Annotated in this window: 28 protein-coding genes; 9 read left to right on the forward strand and 19 right to left on the reverse strand. The window is 58.0% G+C overall.

What is annotated here, in order from left to right:
• The first annotated feature begins 63 nt into the window (after positions 1 to 63).
• From yrbN to mtr, 3 genes are all read left to right on the forward strand, one after another.
• Positions 64 to 144, forward strand: coding sequence for a protein YrbN (yrbN, locus tag V4835_RS03025; RefSeq protein WP_097397692.1), 81 nt, complete (start codon positions 64 to 66; stop codon positions 142 to 144).
• Positions 137 to 2,053, forward strand: a complete 1,917-nt coding sequence (locus V4835_RS03030) for a DEAD/DEAH family ATP-dependent RNA helicase (protein WP_063143568.1) — start codon at positions 137 to 139, stop codon at positions 2,051 to 2,053. Before yrbN ends, V4835_RS03030 begins: the two co-directional genes overlap by 8 nt.
• A gap of 142 nt (positions 2,054 to 2,195) precedes the next feature.
• A complete protein-coding gene (gene mtr, locus V4835_RS03035; RefSeq protein WP_331411148.1) occupies positions 2,196 to 3,440 on the forward strand; it encodes a tryptophan permease in 1,245 nt (414 codons plus the stop codon).
• Positions 3,441 to 3,524: 84 nt separating this feature from the next.
• Here mtr and V4835_RS03040 read toward each other — a convergent pair whose 3' ends face one another.
• From V4835_RS03040 to ubiU, 3 genes are all read right to left on the reverse strand, one after another.
• Positions 3,525 to 4,532: a luciferase-like monooxygenase gene (locus V4835_RS03040; protein WP_047646424.1), complete on the reverse strand. Its 1,008-nt coding sequence runs from the start codon at positions 4,530 to 4,532 to the stop codon at positions 3,525 to 3,527.
• Positions 4,533 to 4,610: 78 nt separating this feature from the next.
• On the reverse strand, positions 4,611 to 5,489 hold the full coding sequence (locus tag V4835_RS03045; RefSeq protein WP_331411149.1) for a U32 family peptidase: 879 nt from the start codon (positions 5,487 to 5,489) through the stop codon (positions 4,611 to 4,613).
• A 7-nt stretch (positions 5,490 to 5,496) separates the two neighbouring features.
• On the reverse strand, positions 5,497 to 6,492 hold the full coding sequence (gene ubiU, locus V4835_RS03050; protein ID WP_063143566.1) for a ubiquinone anaerobic biosynthesis protein UbiU: 996 nt from the start codon (positions 6,490 to 6,492) through the stop codon (positions 5,497 to 5,499).
• Positions 6,493 to 6,703: 211 nt separating this feature from the next.
• Between ubiU and ubiT the strand changes: the two genes are divergently transcribed.
• Both ubiT and V4835_RS03060 read left to right on the forward strand, forming a co-directional pair.
• Positions 6,704 to 7,228 (forward strand): ubiquinone anaerobic biosynthesis accessory factor UbiT, encoded by a 525-nt coding sequence (gene ubiT / locus V4835_RS03055; protein ID WP_023333580.1) that lies wholly within the window; start codon positions 6,704 to 6,706, stop codon positions 7,226 to 7,228.
• Positions 7,222 to 7,725 carry a GNAT family N-acetyltransferase gene (locus tag V4835_RS03060; RefSeq protein ID WP_023309324.1) on the forward strand — a complete coding sequence of 168 codons (504 nt, stop codon included), beginning with the start codon at positions 7,222 to 7,224 and terminating at the stop codon, positions 7,723 to 7,725. Before ubiT ends, V4835_RS03060 begins: the two co-directional genes overlap by 7 nt.
• On the opposite strand, the gene V4835_RS03065 is transcribed toward V4835_RS03060, so the two are convergent.
• Positions 7,712 to 8,041 (reverse strand): GIY-YIG nuclease family protein, encoded by a 330-nt coding sequence (locus tag V4835_RS03065; RefSeq protein WP_008501484.1) that lies wholly within the window; start codon positions 8,039 to 8,041, stop codon positions 7,712 to 7,714. The two genes, V4835_RS03060 and V4835_RS03065, sit on opposite strands and share 14 nt — an antisense overlap.
• Positions 8,042 to 8,055: 14 nt before the next feature.
• On the opposite strand from V4835_RS03065, the gene V4835_RS03070 reads away from it, so the two are divergent.
• The gene (locus tag V4835_RS03070) at positions 8,056 to 8,490 is read left to right on the forward strand and encodes a YhbP family protein (protein WP_023309322.1); all 435 of its coding nucleotides are present in this window, start codon (positions 8,056 to 8,058) and stop codon (positions 8,488 to 8,490) included.
• Here the strand turns inward: V4835_RS03070 and V4835_RS03075 are convergent.
• Complete coding sequence (locus V4835_RS03075) at positions 8,470 to 8,988, reverse strand: type 1 glutamine amidotransferase domain-containing protein (protein ID WP_331411150.1); 519 nt, start codon at positions 8,986 to 8,988, stop codon at positions 8,470 to 8,472. The two genes, V4835_RS03070 and V4835_RS03075, sit on opposite strands and share 21 nt — an antisense overlap.
• Positions 8,989 to 9,116: 128 nt before the next feature.
• On the opposite strand from V4835_RS03075, the gene V4835_RS03080 reads away from it, so the two are divergent.
• Together V4835_RS03080 and V4835_RS03085 are read left to right on the forward strand one after the other, a co-directional pair.
• Positions 9,117 to 9,761 carry an NAD(P)H-binding protein gene (locus V4835_RS03080; protein ID WP_193941440.1) on the forward strand — a complete coding sequence of 215 codons (645 nt, stop codon included), beginning with the start codon at positions 9,117 to 9,119 and terminating at the stop codon, positions 9,759 to 9,761.
• Positions 9,762 to 9,801: 40 nt separating this feature from the next.
• Entirely contained in the window at positions 9,802 to 10,839 is a 1,038-nt protein-coding gene (locus tag V4835_RS03085; protein ID WP_331411151.1) for a permease, read from the forward strand.
• Positions 10,840 to 10,889: 50 nt separating this feature from the next.
• Here V4835_RS03085 and dolP read toward each other — a convergent pair whose 3' ends face one another.
• Genes dolP through V4835_RS03105 form a run of 4 tightly spaced genes read right to left on the reverse strand, consistent with a single transcriptional unit; the run spans position 10,890 to position 14,602 of the window.
• Positions 10,890 to 11,465: a division/outer membrane stress-associated lipid-binding lipoprotein gene (gene dolP / locus V4835_RS03090; RefSeq protein WP_029739641.1), complete on the reverse strand. Its 576-nt coding sequence runs from the start codon at positions 11,463 to 11,465 to the stop codon at positions 10,890 to 10,892.
• Between the two features lie 9 nt (positions 11,466 to 11,474).
• Entirely contained in the window at positions 11,475 to 12,065 is a 591-nt protein-coding gene (gene diaA / locus V4835_RS03095) for a DnaA initiator-associating protein DiaA (RefSeq protein WP_003861754.1), read from the reverse strand.
• A gap of 21 nt (positions 12,066 to 12,086) precedes the next feature.
• Positions 12,087 to 12,482 (reverse strand): YraN family protein, encoded by a 396-nt coding sequence (locus V4835_RS03100; protein ID WP_213328885.1) that lies wholly within the window; start codon positions 12,480 to 12,482, stop codon positions 12,087 to 12,089.
• Positions 12,440 to 14,602: a penicillin-binding protein activator gene (locus V4835_RS03105; RefSeq protein WP_331411152.1), complete on the reverse strand. Its 2,163-nt coding sequence runs from the start codon at positions 14,600 to 14,602 to the stop codon at positions 12,440 to 12,442. Before V4835_RS03105 ends, V4835_RS03100 begins: the two co-directional genes overlap by 43 nt.
• Positions 14,603 to 14,664: 62 nt before the next feature.
• Between V4835_RS03105 and rsmI the strand changes: the two genes are divergently transcribed.
• Positions 14,665 to 15,528: a 16S rRNA (cytidine(1402)-2'-O)-methyltransferase gene (gene rsmI, locus V4835_RS03110; protein WP_023309315.1), complete on the forward strand. Its 864-nt coding sequence runs from the start codon at positions 14,665 to 14,667 to the stop codon at positions 15,526 to 15,528.
• A 65-nt stretch (positions 15,529 to 15,593) separates the two neighbouring features.
• Here rsmI and V4835_RS03115 read toward each other — a convergent pair whose 3' ends face one another.
• The 10 genes from V4835_RS03115 to agaV form a co-directional block, all read right to left on the reverse strand.
• On the reverse strand, positions 15,594 to 17,483 hold the full coding sequence (locus V4835_RS03115) for an enterotoxin (protein ID WP_331411153.1): 1,890 nt from the start codon (positions 17,481 to 17,483) through the stop codon (positions 15,594 to 15,596).
• Positions 17,484 to 17,498: 15 nt separating this feature from the next.
• On the reverse strand, positions 17,499 to 18,671 hold the full coding sequence (locus tag V4835_RS03120; protein WP_331411154.1) for a MalY/PatB family protein: 1,173 nt from the start codon (positions 18,669 to 18,671) through the stop codon (positions 17,499 to 17,501).
• A 12-nt stretch (positions 18,672 to 18,683) separates the two neighbouring features.
• The gene (gene malX / locus V4835_RS03125) at positions 18,684 to 20,255 is read right to left on the reverse strand and encodes a maltose/glucose-specific PTS transporter subunit IIBC (RefSeq protein WP_331411155.1); all 1,572 of its coding nucleotides are present in this window, start codon (positions 20,253 to 20,255) and stop codon (positions 18,684 to 18,686) included.
• Between the two features lie 116 nt (positions 20,256 to 20,371).
• Complete coding sequence (kbaY, locus tag V4835_RS03130) at positions 20,372 to 21,244, reverse strand: tagatose-bisphosphate aldolase subunit KbaY (protein ID WP_045134778.1); 873 nt, start codon at positions 21,242 to 21,244, stop codon at positions 20,372 to 20,374.
• Between the two features lie 12 nt (positions 21,245 to 21,256).
• Positions 21,257 to 22,405 carry an SIS domain-containing protein gene (locus tag V4835_RS03135; protein WP_331411156.1) on the reverse strand — a complete coding sequence of 383 codons (1,149 nt, stop codon included), beginning with the start codon at positions 22,403 to 22,405 and terminating at the stop codon, positions 21,257 to 21,259.
• A 246-nt stretch (positions 22,406 to 22,651) separates the two neighbouring features.
• Complete coding sequence (nagA, locus tag V4835_RS03140; RefSeq protein ID WP_331411157.1) at positions 22,652 to 23,785, reverse strand: N-acetylglucosamine-6-phosphate deacetylase; 1,134 nt, start codon at positions 23,783 to 23,785, stop codon at positions 22,652 to 22,654.
• On the reverse strand, positions 23,782 to 24,216 hold the full coding sequence (gene agaF / locus V4835_RS03145) for a PTS galactosamine/N-acetylgalactosamine transporter subunit IIA (RefSeq protein ID WP_023333563.1): 435 nt from the start codon (positions 24,214 to 24,216) through the stop codon (positions 23,782 to 23,784). The genes nagA and agaF overlap by 4 nt, the downstream gene beginning before the upstream one ends.
• Before the next feature lie 16 nt (positions 24,217 to 24,232).
• On the reverse strand, positions 24,233 to 25,111 hold the full coding sequence (agaE, locus tag V4835_RS03150; RefSeq protein ID WP_331411158.1) for a PTS N-acetylgalactosamine transporter subunit IID: 879 nt from the start codon (positions 25,109 to 25,111) through the stop codon (positions 24,233 to 24,235).
• Complete coding sequence (gene agaW / locus V4835_RS03155) at positions 25,101 to 25,880, reverse strand: PTS N-acetylgalactosamine transporter subunit IIC (RefSeq protein WP_024906387.1); 780 nt, start codon at positions 25,878 to 25,880, stop codon at positions 25,101 to 25,103. The genes agaE and agaW overlap by 11 nt, the downstream gene beginning before the upstream one ends.
• Before the next feature lie 10 nt (positions 25,881 to 25,890).
• A complete protein-coding gene (gene agaV / locus V4835_RS03160) occupies positions 25,891 to 26,364 on the reverse strand; it encodes a PTS N-acetylgalactosamine transporter subunit IIB (protein WP_063143553.1) in 474 nt (157 codons plus the stop codon).
• Between the last annotated feature and the right edge of the window lie 12 nt (positions 26,365 to 26,376).

Here is a 26,376-nt window from a genome sequence, read left to right on the forward strand (position 1 = left end):
CTTAACTGGTGAGGGCGTTGTTGTTCGTCAATACACCTACTTTGAGCCGGTTCACACTTTTCAATGAAAATTGCTAATCATTTTCACGATGAGCTAAGTAGACTGGCCGCCATTAATATCGAGGCACTTGTACTACATGGCTGAATTCGAAACCACTTTTGCAGATCTGGGCCTGAAGGCTCCTATCCTTGAAGCCCTTAACGATCTGGGTTACGAAAAACCATCTCCGATCCAGGCTGAGTGTATCCCACACCTGCTTTCTGGTCGTGACGTGCTGGGCATGGCCCAGACTGGTAGCGGTAAAACTGCAGCATTCTCGCTGCCGCTGCTGAACAACATTGATCCGGACCTGCGTGCACCGCAGATCCTCGTCCTGGCTCCAACCCGTGAACTGGCTGTTCAGGTTGCAGAAGCTATGACGGAATTCTCTAAACATATGCGCGGCGTAAACGTGGTAGCCCTGTACGGCGGCCAGCGTTATGACGTGCAGTTACGCGCCCTGCGCCAGGGCCCACAGATTGTTGTCGGTACGCCGGGCCGTCTGCTGGATCACCTGAAGCGCGGTACTCTGGACCTCTCTAAACTGAGCGGCCTGGTACTGGATGAAGCAGATGAAATGCTGCGTATGGGCTTCATCGAAGACGTAGAAACCATCATGGCGCAGATCCCAGCCGGTCATCAGACCGCGCTGTTCTCTGCCACCATGCCAGAAGCGATTCGTCGTATCACCAAGCGCTTCATGAAAGATCCTCAGGAAGTGCGTATTCAGTCCAGCGTAACCACTCGCCCGGACATCAGCCAGAGCTACTGGTCTGTGTACGGCATGCGCAAAAACGAAGCGCTGGTACGTTTCCTGGAAGCGGAAGATTTTGATGCGGCGATTATCTTCGTGCGTACCAAAAACGCGACTCTGGAAGTGGCTGAAGCCCTGGAGCGTAGCGGCTACAACAGCGCAGCGCTGAACGGCGACATGAACCAGGCCCTGCGTGAGCAGACTCTGGAGCGTCTGAAAGACGGTCGTCTGGATATCCTGATTGCAACCGACGTGGCAGCACGTGGTCTGGACGTTGAGCGTATCAGCCTGGTTGTGAACTACGACATCCCAATGGATTCCGAGTCTTACGTTCACCGTATCGGCCGTACCGGTCGTGCGGGTCGTGCTGGCCGCGCGCTGCTGTTCGTTGAGAACCGCGAGCGTCGTCTGCTGCGTAACATTGAACGCACCATGAAGCTGACCATTCCAGAAGCGGACCTGCCAAACGCAGATCTGCTGGGCAAACGCCGTCTGGAAAAATTCGCCGCGAAAGTACAGCAGCAGCTGGAAAGTAGCGATCTGGATCAGTACCGTGCGCTGCTGTCGCAGATTCAGCCTGTTGCTGAAGGCGAAGAGCTGGACATGGAAACCCTGGCTGCAGCACTGCTGAAAATGGCTCAGGGCGAACGTAGCCTGATCGTGCCACCAGATGCGCCGATGCGTCCTAAGCGTGAATTCCGTGACCGTGACGATCGTTTCGAACGTCGTGGCGACCGTAATGACCGCAATGACCGTGGCCCACGTGGTGACCGTCCAGAGCGTGGTGGTGAAGATCGTCCACGTCGCGAACGTCGTGACGCGGGTGATATGGAACTGTACCGCATTGAAGTGGGCCGTGATGATGGCGTTGAAGTTCGTCATATCGTTGGCGCGATCGCTAACGAAGGCGACATCAGCAGCCGTTACATCGGTAACATCAAGCTGTTCGGTACTCACTCAACCATCGAATTGCCAAAAGGCATGCCGGGCGAAGTTCTGCAGCACTTTACTCGCACCCGCATCCTGAACAAGCCGATGAACATGCAGCTAATGGGTGATGCGCAGCCTCGTCCAGAGCGTCGTGGTGGCGATCGTCCAGCGGGTGACCGTCGTAGCTTTGGTGGTGGCGAGCGTCGTGAAGGTAATCGTCCTCCTCGTCGCGAAGGCGCTGCACCTGGTGCCGGTCGTTTCAGCGGTGAACGCCGTGAAAACCGTGGCCCACGTCGCGAAGAAGGCCCAAGCCGTCGCCGTGACGCGTAAGCCTTACGCAACTGACGTAAAGTAAAATATACAGCCCCGATACACGCTATCGGGGCTTTTTTTATTCCTTTTGTACTCTTGTACTGGTACAGTGCGTCACATTAAAATGCAGAACCGCATGATTGACTGGAGAAAAGGCTGTATGGCGACACTAACCACCACCCAAACGTCACCTTCGCTGCTTGGCGGCGTGGTGATCATCGGCGGAACCATCATTGGTGCCGGGATGTTTTCCCTGCCTGTGGTCATGTCCGGTGCGTGGTTCTTCTGGTCGCTGGCCGCGCTGGTCTTTACCTGGTTCTGCATGCTCCATTCCGGGCTGATGATCCTCGAAGCAAACCTGAACTACCGCATTGGCTCCAGCTTCGACACCATCACCAAAGATCTGCTGGGTAAAGGCTGGAACCTGGTGAACGGGCTATCCATCGCGTTTGTGCTCTATATCCTGACCTACGCGTATATTTCGGCGAGCGGCTCGATTCTGCATCACACCTTCTCGGAGATGTCGCTGAACGTTCCGGCGCGTCTGGCGGGGCTGTGTTTTGCGCTGGCTGTGGCGTTTATCGTCTGGATGAGTACCAAAGCGGTAAGCCGCATGACGGCGATCGTATTAGGCGCTAAGGTCATCACTTTCTTCCTGACGTTCGGCAGCCTGCTGGGGCACGTGACGCCCGCCACGCTGTTTAACGTCGCCGAGCTGAACACCTCTTATACGCCGTACCTGCTGATGACCCTGCCGTTCTGTCTGGCGTCGTTTGGCTACCACGGTAACGTGCCGAGCCTGATGAAGTACTACGGCAAAGATCCGCGCACCATTGTGAAGTGCCTGGTCTACGGCACGCTGCTGGCGCTGGGGCTGTATGTGATTTGGCTGCTGGGGACGATGGGCAACATCCCGCGTCCGGAATTTATCGGCATTGCCCAGAAGGGCGGTAACATCGACGTGCTGGTGCAGGCGCTGAGCGGCGTGCTGAACAGCCGCAGCCTGGATCTGCTGCTGGTTATCTTCTCTAACTTTGCGGTGGCGAGCTCTTTCCTCGGCGTAACTCTGGGCCTGTTTGACTACCTGGCGGATCTGTTTGGCTTTGATGATTCTGCGATGGGGCGCTTTAAAACCGCGCTGCTGACCTTCCTGCCACCGATTGTGGGCGGTCTGCTGTGGCCGAACGGCTTCCTGTACGCCATCGGCTATGCAGGGCTGGCGGCAACTATCTGGGCGGCGATTGTGCCGGCGCTGCTGGCACGTAAATCACGTAAACGCTTCGGCAGCCCGAAATTCCGCGTCTGGGGCGGCAAGCCGATGATTGCGCTGATCCTGGTGTTTGGTGCTGGCAATGCCCTGGTGCACGTGCTGTCGAGTTTTAACCTGTTGCCTGTTTACCAGTAAACACATTGCCCGGTGGCGCTACGCTTACCGGGCCTACAGGGATCGCGTAGGCCGGATAAGGCGAAGCCGCCATCCGGCAAAAAACTACCCCACCAACTCTTCTTTCACCTGCATCGCCAGTTCAAACGAATGCAAACGCGCCTGGTGATCGAAAATCTGGCCGTTAACCATAATTTCATCCGCCTGCGTTTCGCGCAGCACCGCGTCCAGCCCGTGACGCACTTTCGCTTTATCGCCTACCAGCGACATACTCAGCGCCTGCTGAACGCCATACTGTTCGGAGGCTGACCACAGCTGGTGCATATTCTCCACCGGCGGCGGAAGCTGGCCCGTTTCACCGCGACGCAGCTTCACAAACGCCTGCTGCATAGAGGTGAAGAGGAATTCCGCGTCGCGATTGCTGTCGGCGGCAATGATGTTGATACACACCATCGCGTACGGTTTCTCAAGACGCTCGGACGGTTTGAAGTTCGTGCGGTAAAGATGCAGCGCCTGATGCAGCATATCCGGCGCGAAGTGCGAGGCGAAGGCAAACGGCAGCCCCAGCTGTGCGGCGAGCTGTGCGCTGTAGAGGCTTGAGCCTAACAGCCACACCGGGATCTTCTCACCGTAGCCCGGCACCGGGCGCACGTGCGGGTTCGGATCGCGCGCGTCGAACCAGTCCACCAGCTCGGCCACGTCGCGCGGGAAGTTGTCGATATCGCCGCTCATATGGCGACGCAGGGCACGCATGGTCGGCTGATCGCTGCCCGGCGCACGTCCAAGGCCCAAATCAATACGCCCCGGATAGAGGGTATTCAGGGTGCCAAACTGCTCGGCAATCACCAGCGGGGCGTGGTTAGGCAGCATTACGCCACCTGAGCCTAAGTGTAGTGTGGTGGTATTGGCTGCCAGATAGCCGATCAGAACCGAGGTGGCGGCGCTGGCGATGCCCACCATGTTGTGGTGCTCGGCCAGCCAGTAGCGGTGATAGCCACGCTTTTCGGCCAGCTGAGCCAGATCCAGAGAGTGCGAAAAGGCTTCTCGTGCCGAGGAGCCTTGTGGGATCGGCGCCAGATCCAGCACCGAAAACGGAATGGTTTTGTCAGTCATAACAGCTCACTTTGTCGACGGTGAATCTTTAATACTGCATTAAAAAATGATAACCGTTGTTAACAAAGTGAGCCTTTTTTACGCCTGCAATTCCAGCCCGGCGAGACGTCGCCAGTAGCCGTTGCAGTCGCTGTTGGCGGTTAGCGGCAGCGGAGACGCGCCGTTTTCGTTGGCGCGGAAGGCGTCCAGCATCGCGAACACGCCGGTATCCAGCGGCGACAGCCGAACCATATCCACCAGACCGTCCATCGACGCCAGCTCGTTGCCGAGGTTATAGACATAGCCGCTCATGGTTTGAATGCCGTTCAGGACAAACACCTGCTGATTCTCCTGCGACAGCACGCTGCGTCCGTTCGGGTACTTAATGCAGCAGGTTTCGCATTCGTCTTTCGGGCGGTCTTCCGAGCGCGCGGTAAAGCAGCGGGCGGAGTAGGCCAGCGGCAAATGACCGTAGCTCAGCACCTCCACTTCAAACTGATTGCGAATGCCCAGCTCTTCGCACTGGTTAAGCAGGTTAGCCAGCCAGTCTCGCGAGAGCTCTACCGGCATACACCAGCGCGTCATCCCCTGTTTGAGCAGCAGGCGCAGGGTCACGGCGTTATAGCAGTTCAGGGCATGACCCGCGACAAACGGCAGTTTACGCTCGGCGCACATGTTCACCACGCCGAGATCGCTCGCTTCCAGCAGGAACTCGCCATTTTCGACGTAGCGCTTCAGCTCGCCCAGTTCGGAAGACGCCTGCACCAGCGCGAGCGTCGAGAGCACCACCTGCTTGCCGCTGCCGACCAGGCTTTTCGCCATATCCAGCCAGTCGCCCACTTTGGTGGCGCGGCGCTTGCTGCACACCGCTTCACCGAGGTAAATCACATCGGCGCTGCTGGTGGTGGCCTGTTGGTAAAAATCTTCCAGCGTCTCTTTTGGCCAGTAGTAGAGCACCGGTCCTAATGAATATTTCATGATTATCTCACTGCCATTTACGGTGATACGCGCCCAGCGTGGTTTGCGTGCCTTCGGACATCGATCCGAGCGTCTCCATCCAGGTCTGCTGCGGAGCGTAGTTCTGCGGATCCGCCATGCAGCGGTCGATGGCCTGACGCCACACTTTCGCCACCTGGCTCACATAGGCCGGGCTGCGCTGACGACCTTCGATTTTCACCGAGGCAATATTGGCCGCCAGCAGTTCAGGCAGCAGCTCCAGCGTGTTAAGGCTGGTAGGCTCCTCCAGCGCGTGGTAGCGCTCGCCGTCGACCAGATAGCGGCCTTTACACAGGGTTGGATAACCGGCGTTTTCACCGTCCTGATAGCGGTCAATCAGCACCTCATTCAGGCGAGACTCCAGCCCCTGCGGGGTCTGCTGCCAGCGAACAAAGCGGGCAGGGGAGCAGGCTCCGACGGTATTCGGCGATTCACCGGTTAAATAAGAGGAAAGATAGCAACGGCCTTCGGCCATGATGCACAGGCTGCCAAAGGCAAAAACCTCCAGCGGTACTGGCGTGACGCGCGCGAGTTGCTTAACCTGATGAATAGAGAGCACGCGCGGCAGCACCACGCGGGCCACGTCGAAGTGTTGATGGTAAAAACGTACGGCCTCTTCGTTGGTGGCTGATGCCTGAACAGAGACGTGGCGCTCAATATGCGGATAGCGTTCTGCCGCATACTCAAGCATGGCGAGGTCGGCCAGGATCAGCGCATCGGCACCCAGCTGTGCCGCCATATCCACCGCGCGCTGCCAGCGGGCGTAGCCGTCAGGATGAGCAAAGGTATTGATGGCGATATGCAGTTTGCGGCGGTGCTGGTGAACGAAGTTAACGGCTTCCTGAAGCTTTTTCTCCGTAAAGTTGAGGCCAGCAAAATGGCGGGCGTTGGTGTCATCTTTCAGCCCGATATAGACCGCATCGGCCCCATTTTCGATGGCCGCCTTAAGCGCCGGAAGATTTCCGGCAGGGCAGAGCAGCTCCATAATTTATCCTGATGTTGTCGATCGCAAAATTGTTAACGAGCTGGGATTTTAATTAACCCATACGCGACAATTTTTGATTTAAGGCAGCTAATGGCGTATTGATGGCACCAATAATGAGGTACGACGGACGACGGTTTGTTGATTTACGCCGCTATGTTGCGCTTCGGATATGGCAAAATAGCAGGACTATAGATATCAGGGAGTAAAGCTCGTGCTGGATAAACTGCGTTCACGTCTCGTACAATTTGGTCCATCAATGCTGAGCGTGCCGGTCAAGCTGGCGCCGTTCGCGCTTAAACGCCAGGTGCTGGAGCAGGTCCTGAGCTGGCAGTTCCGCCAGGCGCTGCAGGATGGCGAGCTGGAATTCCTGGAAGGCCGCTGGTTAAGCATTGAAGTGCGTGACATCGGGCTGCGCTGGTTTACCTCCGTTGAGAATGACCAGCTGATCGTACGCGAATCCGCCGAGGCGGATGTGAGTTTTAGCGCCAACGCCAGCGATCTGCTGATGATCGCCGCGCGTAAGCAGGATCCGGATACGCTCTTCTTCCAGCGCCGTCTGGTGATTGAAGGCGACACTGAGCTGGGCCTGTACGTTAAGAATTTAATGGATGCCATTGAGCTGGAGCAGATGCCGAAAGCGCTGCGCGTGATGTTAATGCAAATGGCAGATTTCGTTGAGGCCGGGCTGAAAACCCCGCCGGACGGTAAACACACTTCAGTAGGTGAGCCATGCTGATTCGAGTCGAAATTGGGATTGATGCGCCGGGGATTGATGCGTTGTTACGCCGCGCCTTTGCGAGCGATGCCGAAGCCCAACTGGTCCACGACCTTCGCGAAGACGGCCTGATTACGCTGGGGCTGGTTGCCACCGATGACGAAGGTCAGGTGGTGGGCTATGTTGCCTTCAGTCCGGTCATCGTTCAGGGCGAAGAGCTGCAGTGGGTAGGTATGGCACCGCTGGCGGTAGATGAAAGCTATCGCGGGCAGGGGCTGGCACGCCAGCTGGTCTATGAAGGGCTGGATTCGCTCAATGAGTTTGGTTATGCGGCCGTTGTCACGCTGGGCGATCCGGCGTTTTATGGCCGTTTAGGCTTTGAGCAGGCCGCGCATTACGATCTGCGCTGCCGCTGGCCGGGGACGGAATCCGCTTTCCAGGTCCATCGTCTGGCGGACGACGCGCTCAACGGCGTCAATGGCCTGGTCGAGTACCACGACCATTTCAATCGCTTTTAATCAGGCTCTCGCGTAGCGCCTCAAAGGAGCCGTCTCCGGTCACGAGGCGCTCTTTCTGGCGCTTCGTCAGCTGTTTGATGCGGTATTCCAGCCTGAGCGCCAGCGATCGGTCGCCGACGGGCGCTGAGAAGGCGAGCTGTAATTCCCCTTTCCCCCGCAGCGCCTTTGCCCCTTTCCCCGTTTGATGTTGCAAAAAACGCCGCGCCACATCGGTGGTGATCCCGGTGTAGAGGGCGTTATCAGCGGTTCGGACAAGATAGAGAAACCAGCACACGGTAAACAGATTCAGTATGTTAAGGTGAACGCACCATAGCATGAGAGAGAACGAAAATGGAAACACTGGCCGCCATTAACCGCTGGCTGGCGAAGCAGCATGTTGTCACCTGGTGCGTCTATGACGAGGGTGAGATGTGGTGCGCAAATGCGTTTTACTACTACGATCCTGAGCGCGTGGCTTTTTATGTCATGAGCGAAGACAAAACGCGTCATGCGCAGATGACCGGCCAGCAGGCAAAGGTCGCGGGTACGGTAAACGGCCAGCCGAAAACGGTCGCGCTGATCCGCGGCGTGCAGTTCAAAGGGGAGATCCGTCGTCTGGACGGCGAAGAGAGCGACGCGCGCCGTAAGCTCTACACGCGCCGCTTTCCCGTTGCCGCTGCGCTAAAAGCCCCGGTGTGGGAAATCCGCCTCGATGAGCTGAAATTTACCGACAACACCCTGGGCTTTGGCAAAAAGCTCCACTGGTTACGCGCCGAGCAGGCGTAGCGCTTCGCGGTTAAACGCCGGGAGATCGTCCGGGGTACGGCTGGTGATCAGCTGGTCTTTGTCGTTGACCACCTCCTGATCGTAAAACTCGGCCCCCGCATTTTTCAGATCGATAACGATCGGTTTCACGGCGGTGAGCTTACGCCCGCGGACCACTTCTGCGCTGATGAGCAGCTGCGGGCCGTGACAGATGGCAAAGACCGGTTTGCCGGTGGAGACAAAGTCCCGGGTGAAGGTCACGAAGCGCTTGTCCCCGCGCAGGGAATCCGGGGAATGGCCGCCGGGTAACAGCAGGGCGTCGAAATCTGAGGGGCTCACGTTATCGATGGTCTCATCGATGGTTACGCTGGCCTCGCCCTTATGGCCTGTCACCGTTTTGCCCGCCTCTTTCTCAATGGTAATGACCTCATGTCCCGCCTTGCGGAACGCCTCTGCCGGAGAGGTGAATTCTGAATCTTCAAACTCGTCGGTAATCAAGACTGCGATTTTCTTGCCCATGCTTCCTCCGTTGTTTTGGCTTCAGACTGATTTTTCTCCGCTTGTGGTAAATACTTACCTGTAACAGACTTCTAAGTGTGGTCGACGACGCTGAGTTCGCAAACGGACAATTCTGTAAAGGGGATAAGATGAGTCAGGTATTGATTACGGGTGCCACCGGGTTAGTGGGCGATCATCTGCTGCGGCTGCTGATTCAGGATCGCCGCGTGAACTATATCGCCGCCCCGACGCGTCGGCCGCTGGCGGACTTATCTGGCGTCTTTAATCCGCACGATCCTCAGCTGACGGACGCGCTGGCGCAGGTGCAGGATCCTATTGATATCGCCTTTTGCTGTCTGGGCACTACGCGGCGGGAGGCGGGCAGCAAAGAGGCATTTATCCACGCCGACTATACGCTGGTGGTGGACACCGCGCTCACGGCGAAAAAGCTGGGGGCCAAACATTTTCTGGTGGTCAGCGCGCTGGGCGCCAGTGCCGGATCGCCTTTCTTCTACAACAAGGTGAAGGGCAAGATGGAGGATGCACTGATAGCGCAGAAATGGGAGCAACTGACGATTGTGCGCCCGTCGATGCTGATCGGCCACCGGGACGAGCGCCGATTTAACGAGTCGATACTGGCCCCGCTGTTTCGCATCCTTCCCGGCAACTGGAAATCCATCGAGGCGCGGGACGTCGCCCGCGCGATGTTAAAAGAAGGACTGGCCCCGTCGAAAGCGGGCGTAAACATTATCCCCTCGGCAAAACTGCGTGAAATCGCGCAGGGCGAGGCGTAAACTCCCCCGGCTAATAACCTAATACTCTCCGGGGAATGCTATGACTGGTCAGTCTTCATCTCAGGCGGCAACACCTGTTCAATGGTGGAAGCCCGCACTTTTCTTTCTCGTGGTCATTGTTGGCCTCTGGTATGTGAAATGGCAGCCGTACTACGGCAAAGCCTTCACCGCCGCCGAAACGCACAGCATCGGTAAATCTATTCTCGCGCAGGCTGAGTCAAGCCCGCTACAGGCGGCGTGGGATTATGCCATGGTCTACTTCCTTGCCGTCTGGAAAGCCGCCGTCTTAGGCGTGATCCTGGGGTCACTGATTCAGGTGCTTATCCCCCGCAACTGGCTGGTGAAAACCCTTGGGCAGCCGCGCTTTCAGGGCACGCTGTTGGGAACGATTTTCTCCCTGCCGGGCATGATGTGCTCCTGCTGTGCGGCACCCGTGGCCGCAGGGATGCGTCGTCAGCGCGTGTCGATGGGCGGCGCGCTGGCGTTCTGGATGGGGAACCCGCTGCTCAACCCGGCAACGCTGGTGTTTATGGGCTTTGTGCTGGGCTGGCATTTCGCATTCATCCGCCTGGTTGCCGGGCTGATGACCGTGCTGGTGGTGGCGACGCTGGTGCAAAAACTGGTGAAGGATACTGCCGTAGAACCCGCAGCCGTTGAGCTGGGCGTCAGCGAGCCGCAGGGGGGCTTCTTTGCGCGCTGGGGCAGGGCGCTCTGGCAACTTTTCTGGAGCACCATCCCGGTCTATATCCTGGCGGTACTGGTTCTGGGGGCGGCGCGCGTCTGGCTCTTCCCGCATGCGGATGGCGCTATCGACAACACCCTGATGTGGGTCATTGCGATGGCCGTTGCAGGCTGTCTGTTTGTGATCCCAACGGCGGCGGAGATCCCGATTGTTCAGACCATGATGCTGGCCGGTATGGGTACCGCGCCGGCGCTGGCGCTGCTGATTACGCTGCCGGCGATCAGCCTGCCGTCGCTTATCATGCTGCGTAAGTCGTTCCCGGCGAAAGCGCTGTGGCTGACCGCGGGGCTGGTGGCGTTGAGCGGCGTGATAGTGGGGAGTATTGCGTTGATGTAAAAAAAGCCCGGTAGGCGCTAGCGCCTACCGGGCCTACAGTCAGGTGTGGCTTACTTAATGTAAGTAAACGCGGTGGTGACGTGCTTCACGCCGCTCACCCGGCTGGCGATATCGGCCGCCGCTTTCCCTTCACGGTCGGTCACCAGACCCAGCAGGAACACTTCACCGTTTTCAGTCGTCACCTTCACGTTGGAGGATTTCACCTGGTCCGAGCCCAGCAGCTGGGAACGCACTTTGGTGGTGATCCAGGTATCGGAAGAGGCGTCACCCAGGCCAATTGGCTTGCCCTGACGCACTTCGTTAAACACCTCTGTGGTCCCTTCGACGCCCATCGCAATCTGTTTCGCACGAGAGGCGAGCTCCAGATTCGGCGCCTGGCCTGCCAGCAGCACTTTGCCCTGATAAGCCGTCACGTTGATACGCGCCTCTTTCTTGATTTGTTCGTCTTTCGACAGCGCACTGTTGACGCGCAGCTCCAGCGTACCGTCATCCACCTGCGTCCCCACAGTGCGCGGATCGGTTGCCGCTTTGGTGCCTACCGCGGCGGTACCCACAACGGCCGCAGCGATACATCCCTGAAGCAGTAATGCAGACATAAGGACTGCGAGGGTCGATAAAGCCTTCATAAGAACTCCTTAATCATCCTGGTGAGGGAAAAGCGTGTTATCGATCAAATCACATAAGCAGTTCACCGTGAGCATATGCATCTCCTGAATACGCGCGCTCCGGTGAGAAGGAATGCGGATTTCCACATCCTGCGGCCCAAGCAGACCCGCCAGCTCACCCCCGTCATAGCCGGTTAAGGCCACGATGGTCATGTCGCGGGTGACGGCGGCTTCAACGGCTTTGACAATGTCCCGGCTATTCCCGCGCGTGGAGATGGCCAGCAGCACATCACCGGCGTGACCCAGGGCCCGCACCTGCTTTGCGTAAATTTCGTCATGCAGACGATCGTTAGCAATCGCCGTTAAGACCACATTATCGGTATTAAGTGCAATGGCGGGTAAACTCGGGCGTTCTGTTTCAAAGCGATTGATCATGCTGGCAGCAAAATGCTGTGCGTTGGCGGCCGACGTGCCGTTGCCACAACAGAGGATTTTGTTGCCATTAAGCAGGGATTGCACCAGCGTCATTGCGGCACGCGAGATAGCATCCGGAAGGGCTTCCGCCGCGGCAATCTGAGTCTGGATGCTTTCTGTGAAGCACACTTTAATTCTTTCGAGCACGTTATCCCTTTTAAATCTTAATTATGCGTCTTCGCCAAAAGCGTTTTTAAGCCATTCGATCTCATTTCCGGTGAAGGCTATCACATCGAACCGGCAATCCACAGTATCAAAGCTCCCATTATGGCGGGCAAGCCACAAGTGGGCAGTCTGTAATAATTTATGTTGTTTGGCGAGCGTCACGCTGGCGGCAGCACCGCCAAAACGGGAGGACTGTCGAAAGCGGACTTCTACAAACACGATGACCTGACCGTCTTTCATGATCAGGTCGATTTCGCCGCCGCGCCCGCGGACGTTAGCGGCGATAAAGCGCAGTCCTTTGCCTTCAAGCCAGCGACGCGCCTTTAACTCCCACGCATCGCCGGTCTCTTTACGGCTTAACTGGCCGGGACGATTTGTCCCTGCTGGTATTTGAGCCATGATAACTTCCTGTTGATCACGCAGTCCTGGGTTGCGGTAAGATCGCCGGTGTTGCCGTTAAGCTCAAAGCCCGGCACCTGACGCATCTGGGTAAAGTGGTTCGCCAGCGCCCATGCATCGACACCCATCGCATACAGACGCGCCAGCGAATAATCGTTACGTACGGTACTCAGCGCCTGCTGCATCAGCGCCGGGTTGCTGCCTGCCAGCATCGGGATTTCGCTGTACTGCAGACCGTCCATTTCCAGACGGAAATCCGGGCCTGCGGTGCCCTGCGCGCTGCGCGAGCTGGCGTAGAGTGTTGCGCCGCTCTGGCTGCCGTTACGCATCGCGATCATCGGTTTGATAAAGGCGATCTCCTGCGGCGTGGCAACAATATAGGCCGCATCCACTTTACCGCCACCGCTAATCTGCGCGTCGGTAGGTGGGGCAGGGATCGTCAGGCCGCCAATCGTCACGCCCTGCTGCTGTGGCAGGCTCGCGGTGACAGGACTGCCGTTAAGCGCGATACCTGCTCCACCGTTTACGCCAGCGCGCAGTTCAGAGACGGAACCGAATTTCTGCTGCAGCACTACGCCGCCGCCCAGCTTCTGCCACTCATCGGCAAAGGCGTTGGCCACGCGATCCCCCAGCGCGCTGCGTGGGATGAGCAGCAGCGGAGCCTGCTTACCCTGCTCGTGAATATGACGCGCCGCGTCGCGGGCTTCATCTTCAGGGGAAAGCGCGAAGTAGCAAATATTGGCTCGGTTCTGAACCTGCTCAGGCTGGTTGAGCGCCAGCACGTTCAGCGTGGTATTGCTCTTCATCAGCTCTTCCACGTTGTTTTTCAGCAGCGGACCGACAACGATGCTCGCCCCGTCCTGTTGAACCTGTGCCAGAACCTGGTCAAGCGGCTGCGAGCTGGTGTCGTAGATTTTCAACTCAGCGCCCGGGTTGGCGCTGGTGGTTGCCACGGCCTGCGGCTGCGCATCAGGTTGAGCCGCGGGTTGCGCAGGCTGCTGTTGAGGCTGTTCTGCTGTTGCGTCAGGCGCTGGTGCCGCTTGCGTCTCGGCCGGAGCCTGAGTAGCAGGTGCTGTAGTAGCCGGTGCAGGTGAAGCCGGAGGCGTCGTCGGAGCCGTCACCGGATTTTGCATCGTACCCTGCGCCGGCGCTTGCGCCGTGGTCAGGTCGCTGGTCTCTGCGGCGGACGGGCTGACAACGTCATTTACGTTAGCCGCCTGGGCCGCCTGCGCGGGAACTGCGCTGCCGGTTACCGACGTCGTGCCGTTTTTCGCCGCTTCAAAGCCCTGCTGAATGGTACGGCCAAACACCGCCGCCTGGCCGTTGAGCGGCAGAAGCAGTGCGATTTTGCTGGTGGACGCTGGCTTAAAGTTCTGCACGTTCACCAGCTGGGTTGGCAGCATTTTCGCCCCCGGGTTTTGCGGGTAGCGCGTCTGCCAGTCCGTAATACCGGCCTTCAGCATCTTTGGATCGCTGCGGTTGTTAAACCACATCTGCTGCAGATCCAGCCAGCCCTGCAGGACGTTTTCATCGGCGTTGATGACCAGCGCCTGCGCCTGTTCCTGGGTCATAGAGGCAAGCGCTTGCCAGGTGGCATCAATATTTTTCTGCTTATCGGCACCGCCGAGCAGCGGCTCTTGCGCGACGAGGGCGCGGAGCAGCGTCAGGGAAGGTCGCCCCTGCTCTGCGGTAATGCCCGCCAGCCAGAAGCGAGCCTGCTGATTTTTATCCAGCGCGCTCACGTCAATATCCCCGAGGATCTTCTTCGCGGCGGCGTAATCTTTCAGCGCGACCTTCAGCTCGGCAGAGAGCAGGCTCTGCTCACGACGCTGGGCGTCGTTAAGATCTTTCGGCAACTGGTTAAACAGTTCGGCAGTCTGCTGGGTTTTACCCTCTTTCAGCAGTGCACGAATGGCGAGTAATTGCCAGTTGGTCTTGGTATCATTTGAACTCTGCGACATTTGTTGCAGATAAAAGCCAGAATCAGCCTGAGCAGAACCCTGAAGATGGGCGGTGCTCTGGTCAGGTGCCTGGGTGCCACAGCCTGCAAATATCAGGGCTGCCAGCAGAAGCGGCACGCTGCGCGTGGCTTTTTTTCGAAGAAACGTTAACGGTACCATACTGTATCCAGTGATTTTTTTTACGCAATGCTCAATATTAAATCGGCAATACGGACGAAACAATGAAACAACACGAAACGGCAGATAATTCTCAAGGCCAGCTTTATATTGTACCTACTCCTATCGGGAATTTGTCTGATATTACCCAACGTGCGCTCACCGTACTGCAAGCTGTTGATTTAATTGCTGCTGAAGATACCCGCCACACCGGCCTGCTGCTGCAACACTTCGCGATTAACGCCCGTTTGTTCGCTCTGCACGATCACAATGAGCAACAAAAAGCCGAAACGCTGGTGGCGAAGCTGAAAGAGGGGCAGAACATTGCGTTGGTCTCCGACGCCGGTACGCCGCTGATCAACGATCCTGGCTATCACCTGGTGCGTACCTGTCGCGAAGCCGGTATTCGCGTTGTGCCACTGCCGGGGCCGTGCGCCGCCATTGCTGCGCTGAGCGCCGCAGGTCTGCCGTCGGACCGTTTCTGCTATGAAGGCTTCCTGCCGGCCAAATCCAAAGGCCGTCGCGACGTGTTAAAAGACCTGGAAGCGGAACCGCGCACCCTGATCTTCTACGAATCCACGCACCGCCTGCTGGAGAGCCTGGAAGATATGGTGACCGTCTGGGGAGAGGCCCGCTACGTGGTGCTGGCGCGCGAGCTGACCAAAACCTGGGAGACTATCCACGGCGCGCCGGTGGGTGAACTGCTGGCGTGGGTGAAGGAAGACGAAAACCGCCGCAAGGGCGAAATGGTGCTGATTGTCGAAGGACATAAAGCGCAGGAAGACGCGCTGCCAGCCGACGCGCTGCGCACGCTGGCGCTGCTGCAGGCGGAACTGCCGCTGAAGAAAGCGGCGGCATTAGCGGCGGAGATCCACGGCGTGAAGAAAAATGCGCTGTATAAGCATGCGCTGGAGCAGCAGGGGGAGTAATCCCCTGCCGCCTGTTTCGCCGGGTGGCGGCTGCGCCTTACCCGGCCTACAGATCTGAACACTTTTTATTTTCCTGGCACCGCCTCAAACACCAGCGTTTCCAGCGGCTGCAGCGTAATCACCACCGCGTTTTTGTACTCCTTCGGTACGGTTGAATTACTGCCGTACACCGCTTTCAGACTAAACTGCGCCGCGTTTCCCGTCGGGATTTCGAAATCTTTCGTCAAATCCAGGAAGTAGCTTTGCGGCTTATCCGACGGGTTACGCAAGCCGAGAATCGCTTTGTCCTTGCGCCAGGATGCCCAGCCGTAAACCTGCAGCGCGGTTGGATCGCCACCAATCCAGTGCGTATCCACCAGCACGCTGGCGTTATCCCGCGACCACTTTGCCGCCTGCGCCAGGGTATCCCACTTCGCCTTGTTCAGCATTGAAGGAGTGATATACAGCTCCTGCAGCTGCGTGCCGGTCGCGAAGTAGCTCCAGACCTGATCGGCAAAATCGCTGTCCGTTTGTACTTTCTCCAGCCCGTAGTAGGCGTTTTCCGCGCTGACGATCCCGTGGTACATCAGCGAGTTCAGCGGGAACAGCGGACCTTTGCGCACAATGGAGCGGTACGTTTCCGCATCGCGGTAGGTCATCCACTGCTGCACCGGCGTGCCGGGGCCGTACAGGTTGATGTCATCGCCCTGGCGCCAGATCGAGTCGGCGTAGAACAGCCAGGACGGGCTGGCGTTAGTACCGGTCGTCAGGTTGATAAACAGATTCGGGTTGGCGCTGCGCATGTTATGCAGCAGGGCGATAGAGGCGTCAAAATCCGAGGCATACGGGCTGCCCTGGATATGCGCGTTGGCATTACCCATCCCGTCCAGCTTGAACGAGGTAATGTGTTCGTTTTTGATAAGCTTAACGATCTGCTCATTGAAGTTCTTAAAGTAGTTCGGCCCCGACAGCGCCAGCTTCCCGTCGACGGTTTCGAACCCATACTCTTTTGCATGCGAGACGCGCACGTCGCGCGGCTTGTTGTATCCTCCCCACGGTGAGAGCCATAGTCCGACCGAGCTGTGCAGGCTGTCGGCTTTTTCCCGAACCTTGCCAAAACCGTTGCTGAATGCCGGGCCAAACAGCCAGCGCCCGGTAAGGTCGTCCCAGCCGTCGTCCAGCAGGAAGGCGTCCAGCGCCACGCCGCGTCCGGTAATAAACTCCTTATTCCACTCGTCCATCCGCCCCAGCACATCCTGCTCGGTGTACGGATTGAAAAAGCCGATATCCATCCAGCTGTTGTAGTGCAGATAAGGCTTGTACGGTCGCGGACGCACGGCATCAATAAACTGATTCACGCTGCGGCGCAGCTGGCTGATTTCCGGGAAGGTGCCGAACCAGGTGGTAAAGCTGACAGGTGTTTCCGGCTGGATCGGCGTTTTCAGCTCTACGTTGAGATTGGTGGTCGCCTCATAGGCGTAAGTGTTAACGATGGGCTTGTCGGGCAAAATAAAGAACGAATCAGCAACGATCGGCGAGCTGTTGATCGCCCCGTCAACATAGGGTGCCTGAGACTGCTTTTTCGTCGGGAAGAAGGTAATTTTCGCCACGTCTCGCGGCTGGCCGACTGCGGCAACGGTGTAGTCGATGCTGGCGTATTTTCCCTTCACCAGGTTCAGCTTCACCGTTACGTTAAAGTCCGGATGGGTAAAGTCGACGACAATTGCGTTGTCCTGCTTTTCGACGTGCTTAATGGTGAAATCCGCGGTGTGGATTTTTATCTCGTCCGGCAGCGTCAGGAAGAACAGCTCCTGCGGCGTGAGCGGATGGTTAGCCTTATTGTCCTTAACCACTACCGTTGAGTTTGCGTCATCAAACGACAGAGCAATATTGTCGTTGTTGAGCGCGTAGTTAGCGGCCAGAGCGCCGTGAGAAACAAACAGGGCCAGCAGCGAGAGAGTGAGCACTTTTTTCATCGGTTAAGATCCTAATCAGTAATGCTTCAGCATTCGGTTGATGGATTGCTCCAGCCAGTAGCGCTGGGTGCCGAAGTTAATCCGCAGGTAGTTTTCGCCGTTTTGCACGTAGTGGCTGCCATCTTCAATCACGACACCGGCCTGCTGGGCGAAATGTTGGGTCAACTCTGTGGCGCTGCGGTCGTCGGCGCTTACGTCTATCCAGGCCAGATACGACGATTCCGGGTTCATCATCTTCCACGCCGGGAAGTGGGTCTGAATAGCGTCCGCAAGGTAGCGGGCGTTCCCTTGCAGATACCCGTTCAGCGCGTCGAGCCACGGCAGGCCGTGCTGGTAGGCGAGAATAATCCCCCATACGCCGAACATATTGGGGGAGGTAATCGAGTTCTTCTCAAGCTGCTGGCGGAAGCGCTGGCGCAGCGAATCGTCCGGGATCATGGAGTAGGACGTTTTCAGCCCGCCCAGGTTGAAGGCTTTATTTGGCGACGTCAGCACGATCAGGTTGTCCAGTGCGGCACAGCCCGAGGTCAGACAGCTGACGAATGTGCCGTCCAGAATATGCTCAGCGTGAACCTCATCGACCACCAGAATCGTGCCGTAGCGTTTACAGAGATCGGAGACCTGGCGTATCTCATCCGCGCGCCAGATCCTGCCCGAGGGGTTATGCGGCGAGCAGAAGAACCACAGTTTTGGACGGTGGGTTTTGAGCTGCTCTTCAATCAGATCAAAATCCAGCTGATAGCGGTTTTCTTCCACGCGAAGCGGGTTAGCAAGGACCTTCACGCCCTGGCGCTGTGCCGCCATCGCAAACGGATCGTAGACCGGCGTGTTCATCATCACGCTATCGCCAGGCGTGCAGAACGCCTGAACCGTGTAATGCAGCGTGGAGACGGTGCCGTAGGTGAGGGTGATCCACGACTTCTCCACCTCAACCTGATGACGCGTGCGCTGGAAGGCCATCACCGCGTCGTAAAATTCGTCGAAGCACCAGGTATAGCCAAAGGTGCCGTGCTCCACGATGCGCTGGAAGCCTTCAATAACGGCAGGCGGCGAGGTGAAATCCATGTCTGCGATCCACAGCGGGATAAACCCCTGCGGGACATCACCAAAGCGCGAGCGGACAAACGCATGGTCCCATTTACGGCACTTATCGCTTTTACGCTCGATGATTTTGTCGAAATCAAACACAACAACCCCCTGTTAAATTAAGGCTTCAATGCCGGTTTTGACGCTCTGCACCTGCGGGCCGATGATCACCTGAACGCTGTGAGCATCCAGCACCACCACCGACAGGGCGCCAGCCGCTTTCAGCGCCTGCCGATCGATAAGCCCCATCTCCTTAACGACCAGGCGCAAGCGGGTGATGCAGTTGTCGAGCGACTCGATGTTCTCTTTGCCACCGAGCGCGCGCAGGATAAGCCCGTGATCGTATTTCGATTTTCCACGCGCGCGGGTGTTGGCTTCGACGGCCTGCTGCGCACCCTGCGCGTCCACTTCACGTCCCGGCGTCTTGATATCGTGTTTGAGGATGTACCAGCGGAAGACGAAGAAGTAGATGGCAAACCAGGCGATACCGACCGGGAACAGCAGATACCATTTGGTCGACATCCCCTGCATCACGCCGAAGATCAGCAGATCCAAAATCCCGCCGTCGGTGTTGCCAATGGTTACCCCCAACAGGGCCATCACCATCAGCGCCAGGCCAGACATCACGATATGGAAGGCGTAAAGCGCGGGGGCGATAAACAGGAACAGAAACTCAATCGGTTCTGAAATACCGGTGACGACAGAGACCAGCACGCCAGAAAGCAGCAGCCCCTTAATCACCGGGCGGTTTTCCGGGCGCGCGGTGCGGTAGATGGCGTACGCCACGGCAGGCAGGCCAAAGATAAAGGTCGGCATAAAGCCTTGCGAAAGAAACGCGGTAACGTGCGGGCTAAACGGCAGTCCGGCTTTCAGCTCGGCGTAGAAAATATTCAGCGCGCCAGCCACTTCATGACCATTGACCATCTCAATGCCGCCTGCCGGCGTGAAGCGCACCATCGCCAGCAGAATATGGTGCAGACCAAAGGGCTTAAGCAGCAGCACGCCTACGCCGTACAGGAACGGTCCGAAAACGCTGGTGCTCTGAATGATATGGCCAATTCCGGCAATCCCCAGCGCCACGTATTCCCACAACAGCGGGATAAACAGCCCGACCAGCGACAGCGTGAGTGCGCTAATGATGGGCACAAAACGAATGCCGCTAAAGAAGGCAAAGGCGTCATGCAGCACCGTGTCCTGAAAACGCTCGTGCAGGAAATAGACGATCACCCCCACCACGATACCGCCCAGCACGCCCATCTCCAGGGTCTGGATCCCCAGCACGATCGATTGTCCTACCTGTCTCATGGTGGCGACGTCGGCAAGCTGGTGGGTGGCGGTCAGGTAGTAGTTGATGCTCATGTTCATCAGCATGTAGCCAACGAACCCGGCAAAGGCGCCCACGGCCTTATTGCGTTTGGCGAGGCCCATCGGGATCGCCATGGCAAACATCAGCGGCAGATAGGTAAAGGCGAAGCCGCCCACCATGGCGATAAAGCCAAAGGTTAGCTGCGTTAACTCGCCGCCCAGAAAGGGAAAACTTTTAATAGTTGAAGGGCTGGTGACGGAGCTACCGATACCCAGCAGCAACCCCATAAAGGCCAGCAGAGAGACCGGGAACATAAACGTCTTTCCCAGGCTTTGGAAAAATTCCCACGCTTTCGATTTAAACGACTTTTCCTGTGTCATGTAGGGACTCCTCGGATTTTTAGGATAATGGAAGGCGCTGTCCGGCTTAAGGACGCGCCTTCATATTTGCGAGGCTTATAGTTATTTTTTAGGTATTGACGTAATGCGCGATGGGATCAGGCTTCGGCAGGAAGCAGGAGCCGGTTTGCCGAGCCGCAAACGGCGATCTTGCTTCTGACCACCTCTTTCATGGCGTCCATGCCGACCCGCATGTAGAAGCGCGGATCGTTCCCCTGCGGGTTTTCGGCAAACCAGGCTTTAACCGCGTCAGAGAAGGCAATTTTCAGCTCGGTGGCCACGTTGACTTTGCACACGCCCAGCTCGATGGTGCGGCGCACAAACTCATCCGGCACATCGCTCGCGCCGTGCAGCACCAGCGGTACGGTGACCACTTCGCGGATTTCCGCCAGCCGTTGGAAGTCAATTTTCGGGCGTTTGGTATACAGGCCGTGCGCGGTGCCGATGGCGACAGCAAGGCTATCGACGCCGGTCAGTTCGACGAAGCGTTTCGCCTCCTGCGGATCGGTGAGGAACGCGCTTTCGGCGTCCACGCTCATGTCATCTTCCACGCCGCCCAGACGGCCCAGCTCGGCTTCGACGCTGCAGTCGTTGAGGTGGCAGAAATCGACCACCGACTTCACCAGCTTCACGTTTTGTTCAAACGGATAGTGGCTGCCGTCGATCATCGCGCTGCGCACGCCCGCGTTGACCTTGCGGCGAATATCGTCCAGCGATTCGTGGTGATCGAGGTGCAGCGCCAGCGGCATGTCGTAGGTGTGGGAGTACGCGCTGCACAGGGCGTAGATCTCTTCCAGCGCAATATGCTTAAAGGTGCCCGGTGTGCCCGCGAGGATCACCGGCGATCGCATTTCGCTGCACGCTTCGAGGATCGCCTGGATCGTCTCCGCGTTGTGGATGTTGAACGCCGGAACGGCGTAGCCTTTTGCCTGCGCGTCCTGCAGAAGATATTTGGTAGAAATAATACTCATGATCCGATCCTCTTAAGCCTGCCACGGGTGAATAACAACGCCCTGCACCACGCGGTTGACCGTCCCGCTGGCGGATGGCGTATCGGGCGTATTGCCTACGCTGAGCGACTGGGTGAGTGCAAAGACCTGGGCATACATCAGGAAGCAGAACGCCTGTTCCATATCGATAAACGGCCGTGAAGGCGGCAGCAGGATGTGCGGACCCGCTTCAATCACCGGATCGCTTTCAGCGGCGATGGCGACGACGCGCAGGGCCTGACGATCGCGGCGCAGCTCGGCCAGCAGATCCAGATCGTACTGACGCGTATACGGGTGGCTGGAGATAAACACCACCACCAGCGTTTCGCTATCGACCAGAGACTTCGGCCCGTGACGGAAGCCCGTCGGGGAGTCGTAAAATGCCGCCAGCTTGCCCGCCGTCAGCTCCAGCACCTTCAGCGCCGATTCGCGCGCCGCGCCCTGCAGGCCGCCGCTTCCCAGATACACGATCCTTTTCCACGGCTCGCTGCCAAAGACGCCGTGGCTGAAATCGCCGAGTGAGGCGAGGATCGCCTGACAGCGATCTGCCACGTCGCGGAAGGTGTGGCTATTGATCGTTTCCGGAGCAAACACCGCCAGACAGCTCGCCATCATGGTGGTGATGCTGCTGGTCATCGCGAACCCGCGATCGTGCGTTTCGGCAGGCATCAGCAGGGCATAGGCGTTATCGCTGTCGACGGCGTTCTGGTACAGGCTCCCCGCCTCGTTGCAGGTAATCGACAGGTGGTAGCACTCCGGCACGAACTGGTTTGCCAGCTCAACGGCCGCGACGCTTTCCGGACTGTTGCCGGAGCGGGCAAATGAAATCAGCAGCAGCGGATGCGCAGGGCTGAAGTAGTCCATTGGGTTCGTGACCAGATCGGTTGTCGGGACGGCCGCGAAGTTTTTCCCGGTGTAGCTCGCGAGCCAGGGAGAAACGATATCGCCGATAAAGGCGGACGTGCCCGCGCCGGTCAGGACGATCCGCAGATCGTTCTTGCGCAGCAGCGGCGTCAGGAAACTGTCGATCGAAGCACGCAGGTTATCGATGTTGTTGAGCGAGCGGATCCAGCTGGCAGGCTGCTGGCGGATCTCTTCCTCGGTCCAGGTGCCGGTTGTGGCGGCGGTAGTGGTTTGTGGCATAACTCAGTCCTTAGTCTTGTGAATTCCACATCAGACGCTGGCAATCGTGTCGCTATCTTTCGTTTCGTTTCACTTGTTCACTTAAGCAGTTAAATAAAATCTATAGAAAAGAAATCGAAACTTCAATGGAAGAAAAGAAATAAAACGAAAAGTGTGATCGTGAAAGGAAAGGGTAAGTTTAAGGAAAGGAAAAGAAAGGCCTTACGATCGGGTGCCGTAAGGCCAACAGGAAACACAATGAAAGGGCTAAAGGGGGAGAGCCTGGCCCTGAATCCAGATCTGCTGGAGGTGTAAACCACCGTCCAGCGAAATAATATTGGCGCGTTTACCCGGGGCTATGGATCCGAGCTGACCGTCAACGCCCAGCAGCCGGGCAGGGTGCAGCGAGGCCATATGGATAGCGTCTTCGGGGGTTACGCCCGCATACTCCACCATATTCCTGACCGCGGCATCCAGCGACAGCGTGCTGCCCGCCAGCCCGCCGGAGGCGGTTTTCACCACGCCGTGGTGCATCGTGACCTCTTCACCACAGAGCGTATACCGACCGTCCGGCATACCTGCCGCCTGCATGGCATCGGTAATCAGCACCACGCGATCCTGCGCGCAGCAGCAGCATAAGCGCATCGCCCCCGGATGGACGTGGTGGCCGTCGGCAATCAGCTCCAGCCACGCCCGTTTGTCCGTAAGCCCTGCGCCGACCATGCCGGGCTCTCTGTGGTGCAGCCCCGTCATGCCGTTGTAGCAGTGAACCAGCCCGTCGGCACCCGCATCAAACGCGGCAAGAGTTTGCCGGTACGTGGCAGCGCTGTGGCCCAGCATCACGCGTATCCCGCGCTGTTTAAGATGATGAATTGCCTGCAGCGCACCGGGCTTTTCTGGCGCGAGCGCCACTACCCGCAGCGTGCTCTGTGAAACGTCAACCAGCCTGTCCAGCTCGGCGATATCCAGCTCCCGGAACAGCTCCGGCGGATGCGCCCCTTTGTTCTGCGGCGTAAAGTACGGTCCTTCCAGATAGCTGCCCAGGATCTGCGCGCCGGGGCCGCCGGACTGAGTGCGCCGGGCGATACGCATCAGCGCGGCGTGAATACTCTCCAGCGGCGCTGTCACGGTGGTGGGTAAAAATGCGCCCACGCCTTCGCGGGCTTTATGCATTGCCAGGGTGTCCAGCACGCCGGGCGCATCATCCATGACGTCCACGCCCGCGCCGCCGTGGACGTGCGTATCGATATAGGCCGGGCAAAGTAGCTCCGCATCCCGCGTCGTAACGCCCGCCGGGATGGGTTCAATCGCCGCAACTGCACCGCTTTCAATGCGTAGCTGGTGGTCGTCCAGCCAGCCCTGTTCGGTAAGGATCCGTCGCGCGCGCAGCAGCTGGCTCATATCCCTTCCTCGGCAGGCGCTTCCTCGCGACAGCGCCCCAGCTCGTCCACCAGGCTCGTCAGGCCGCGGTGTCCGCACTCCAGCGCCTGCAGACGAAACGCTTCGCTGCTTAATCCGTCGCGCTCCAGCACCATCTCCAGCAGAAGCTGCAGGTTGGTGCCGGTAATCACTTCGCTGCCCGGCCTTTGCATCGCGAGCGTTGACGCCACGCGGAACGGCGTGCCGCCGAGCAGGTCGGTGAGAAACACAATATCGTGCTGCGCATCGAGTTCGCTCACCGCCTGCTCAAGCTGAGCGGTCAGCCGCGCGGTGGTGGAGGTTTCCGGAAAATCAATGGCGATAAACTGCGGCTGCTCGCCGAGGATCTGCTTCATCGCCTGCTCAAGCCCGCTGGCAAAACCGCCGTGACCCGTCAAAATAATGCCTAACATCGCAACCTCTTTGCTTTTACAGGAAGTGACAGAATTTACCGACAACGCCCAGCAGCACGGTGATACCGATTAGCCGCAGCGGGCTCCAGCCGCGGCGTACCAGCCAGAACATGGTCAGGGTGTAGACCAGCGGCAGGAACGCGGGCATCAGCTTGTCGATGACGTCGGCCTGCAGTTTGACAACGGCATCACCCGCCTTGATTTCGAGCGTGGTATTGAGGCGGACGTAGGTTGCCACCAGCGCGCCGATCACCGTCATCCCGACGATAGACGCCGCGTGGCCTACCTTTTTGGTGTTGGCTTTAATCAGCGGAATGGCCGCGACGCCCATCCGGTAAGCGTAGTGCGCCAGGCCAAAACGCAGGCCAAGGTGTACCACGTTAAACAGCACGATAAAGACCACCGCGCCCAGAATCGACCCTTGCAGCGCCATGCTGGCACCAATACCGCCGCAGATGGGCAGCAGGGTTAGCCAGAACATGGCGTCGCCAATGCCGCCGAGCGGCGCGCCGACGGCAATTTTGGTGCTCTGGATGCTGTTCACATCCTGCTTGGATCGCTCCATCGCCAGAATGATGCCGATAACAAAGGTCACCAGGAACGGGTGGGTGTTAAAGAAGCCCATATGGCCTTTCATTGCCCGCGCCAGGTCCCGCTTGTTGGTGTGGATCTTTTTCAACGCGGGCAGTAGCCCGTACAGCCAGCCGGAGGCCTGCATACGTTCATAGTTGAACGAGGCCTGCAGCAGCATGGAACGCCAGGCTACGCGGTTAATATCCTTTTTCGTCAGCTCGGCACCGATGCTTTGGTCTTCGTAGACGTTTTCATTCACGCCGGTCAGCAGGGTCTCTTCAGTTTCAGAGACGCCCGGTAACGTTGTTTGATTAGATGCCATCTTCGAATTCCTCTTTCTGGGCTGCGGGAGCCGTCGGTTCAGGTGATTTACGCATCAGGTCGATCAGCGCCATGGCCAGCGCGGCGGCCGCAATCGCCAGCACCGGAAGCTTGAGCCAGGCGGCGGCGACAAAACCGATAATGAAGTAAGGGATGTAGACGTTTTTCATCATGATCTTCAGCAGCACGGCGAAGCCGATGGCTGGCATGATGCCGCCCGCGACGCCGAGGCCGTCAATCAGACGCGCTGGCAGAACGTCAATGGCGGTTTTCGCATGTTCCGCACCGAAGTAGATCGGCAGGAACGCGCACAGAAAATAGAAGATGCCGAGCGCCAGCAGCGCAAGATAGTTAACCCGTTCAATACCGTGAGTATCAGCATTGGCCGCCATGCGATCGCAGCGCGACATGACGCCGGACATTACCGAGAAGAGGAACGTAATCCCCATCTGAACCGCAACGGCAAACGGCACGGCGACGCCAACCGCAACTTCTGGCTTCACGCCGGTGCTGATGGCAAATGCGGTACCCACGATGGTGCCGATAATGACGTTCGGCGGCTGGGCACCGGCGAGCGGGGCCAGCCCCATCCAGACCAGCTCTAACGTACCGCCGGTCAAAATGCCGGTGTGCAGATCGCCCAGAATCAGGCCGACCAGCGGCCCGAGTACCACCGGGCGGTGCATGTGCGTTAACCCGTTAAACATATCCAGACCGGCGATAAAGGCGAGTATGCCCAACCCCAGCGCCTGCAACAGACTGATTTCCATTGTGAATCCCTCAGAGCAGTTTAAAGAGATCCAAAGCAGTTTCTGTTGGAACGCCCTGAACGAAGCATTCCACACCGGCCGCTTTCAGGCCGTTGAACGCGGCGATATCGTTCGCGTCGACAGAGACCGTTTTGGCAATTTGTTGTTTGCCACTGGCGTAGTGCATGTTTCCGACGTTAATACGGGTGATGGGCACGCCGCCCTCAACCAGCTTTAGAAAATCGGCGGGTGATTTGCAGACCAGCAGGATTTTCTGGCGGTCAGCGGCGCGATGAATATTGTCGATCGCTTTTTGCAGCGACCAGAAGCGCACGGCGATCCCTTCCGCGAGCACCATTTCCATCAGGTTCTGTTGAACCGGATCCTCTGCGACCTCATCGTTAGCGACCAGCACCAGGTTTGCCCCCGCAAACCCCACCCACTGCACGCCCACCTGACCGTGGATCAGGCGTTCGTCGATGCGGCATAAAACAATGTTTGGCATAGCGTTTTCCTC

Source organism: Enterobacter cloacae complex sp. CARB60 (assembly GCF_036487345.1).
Taxonomy (GTDB): domain Bacteria; phylum Pseudomonadota; class Gammaproteobacteria; order Enterobacterales; family Enterobacteriaceae; genus Enterobacter; species Enterobacter asburiae_D.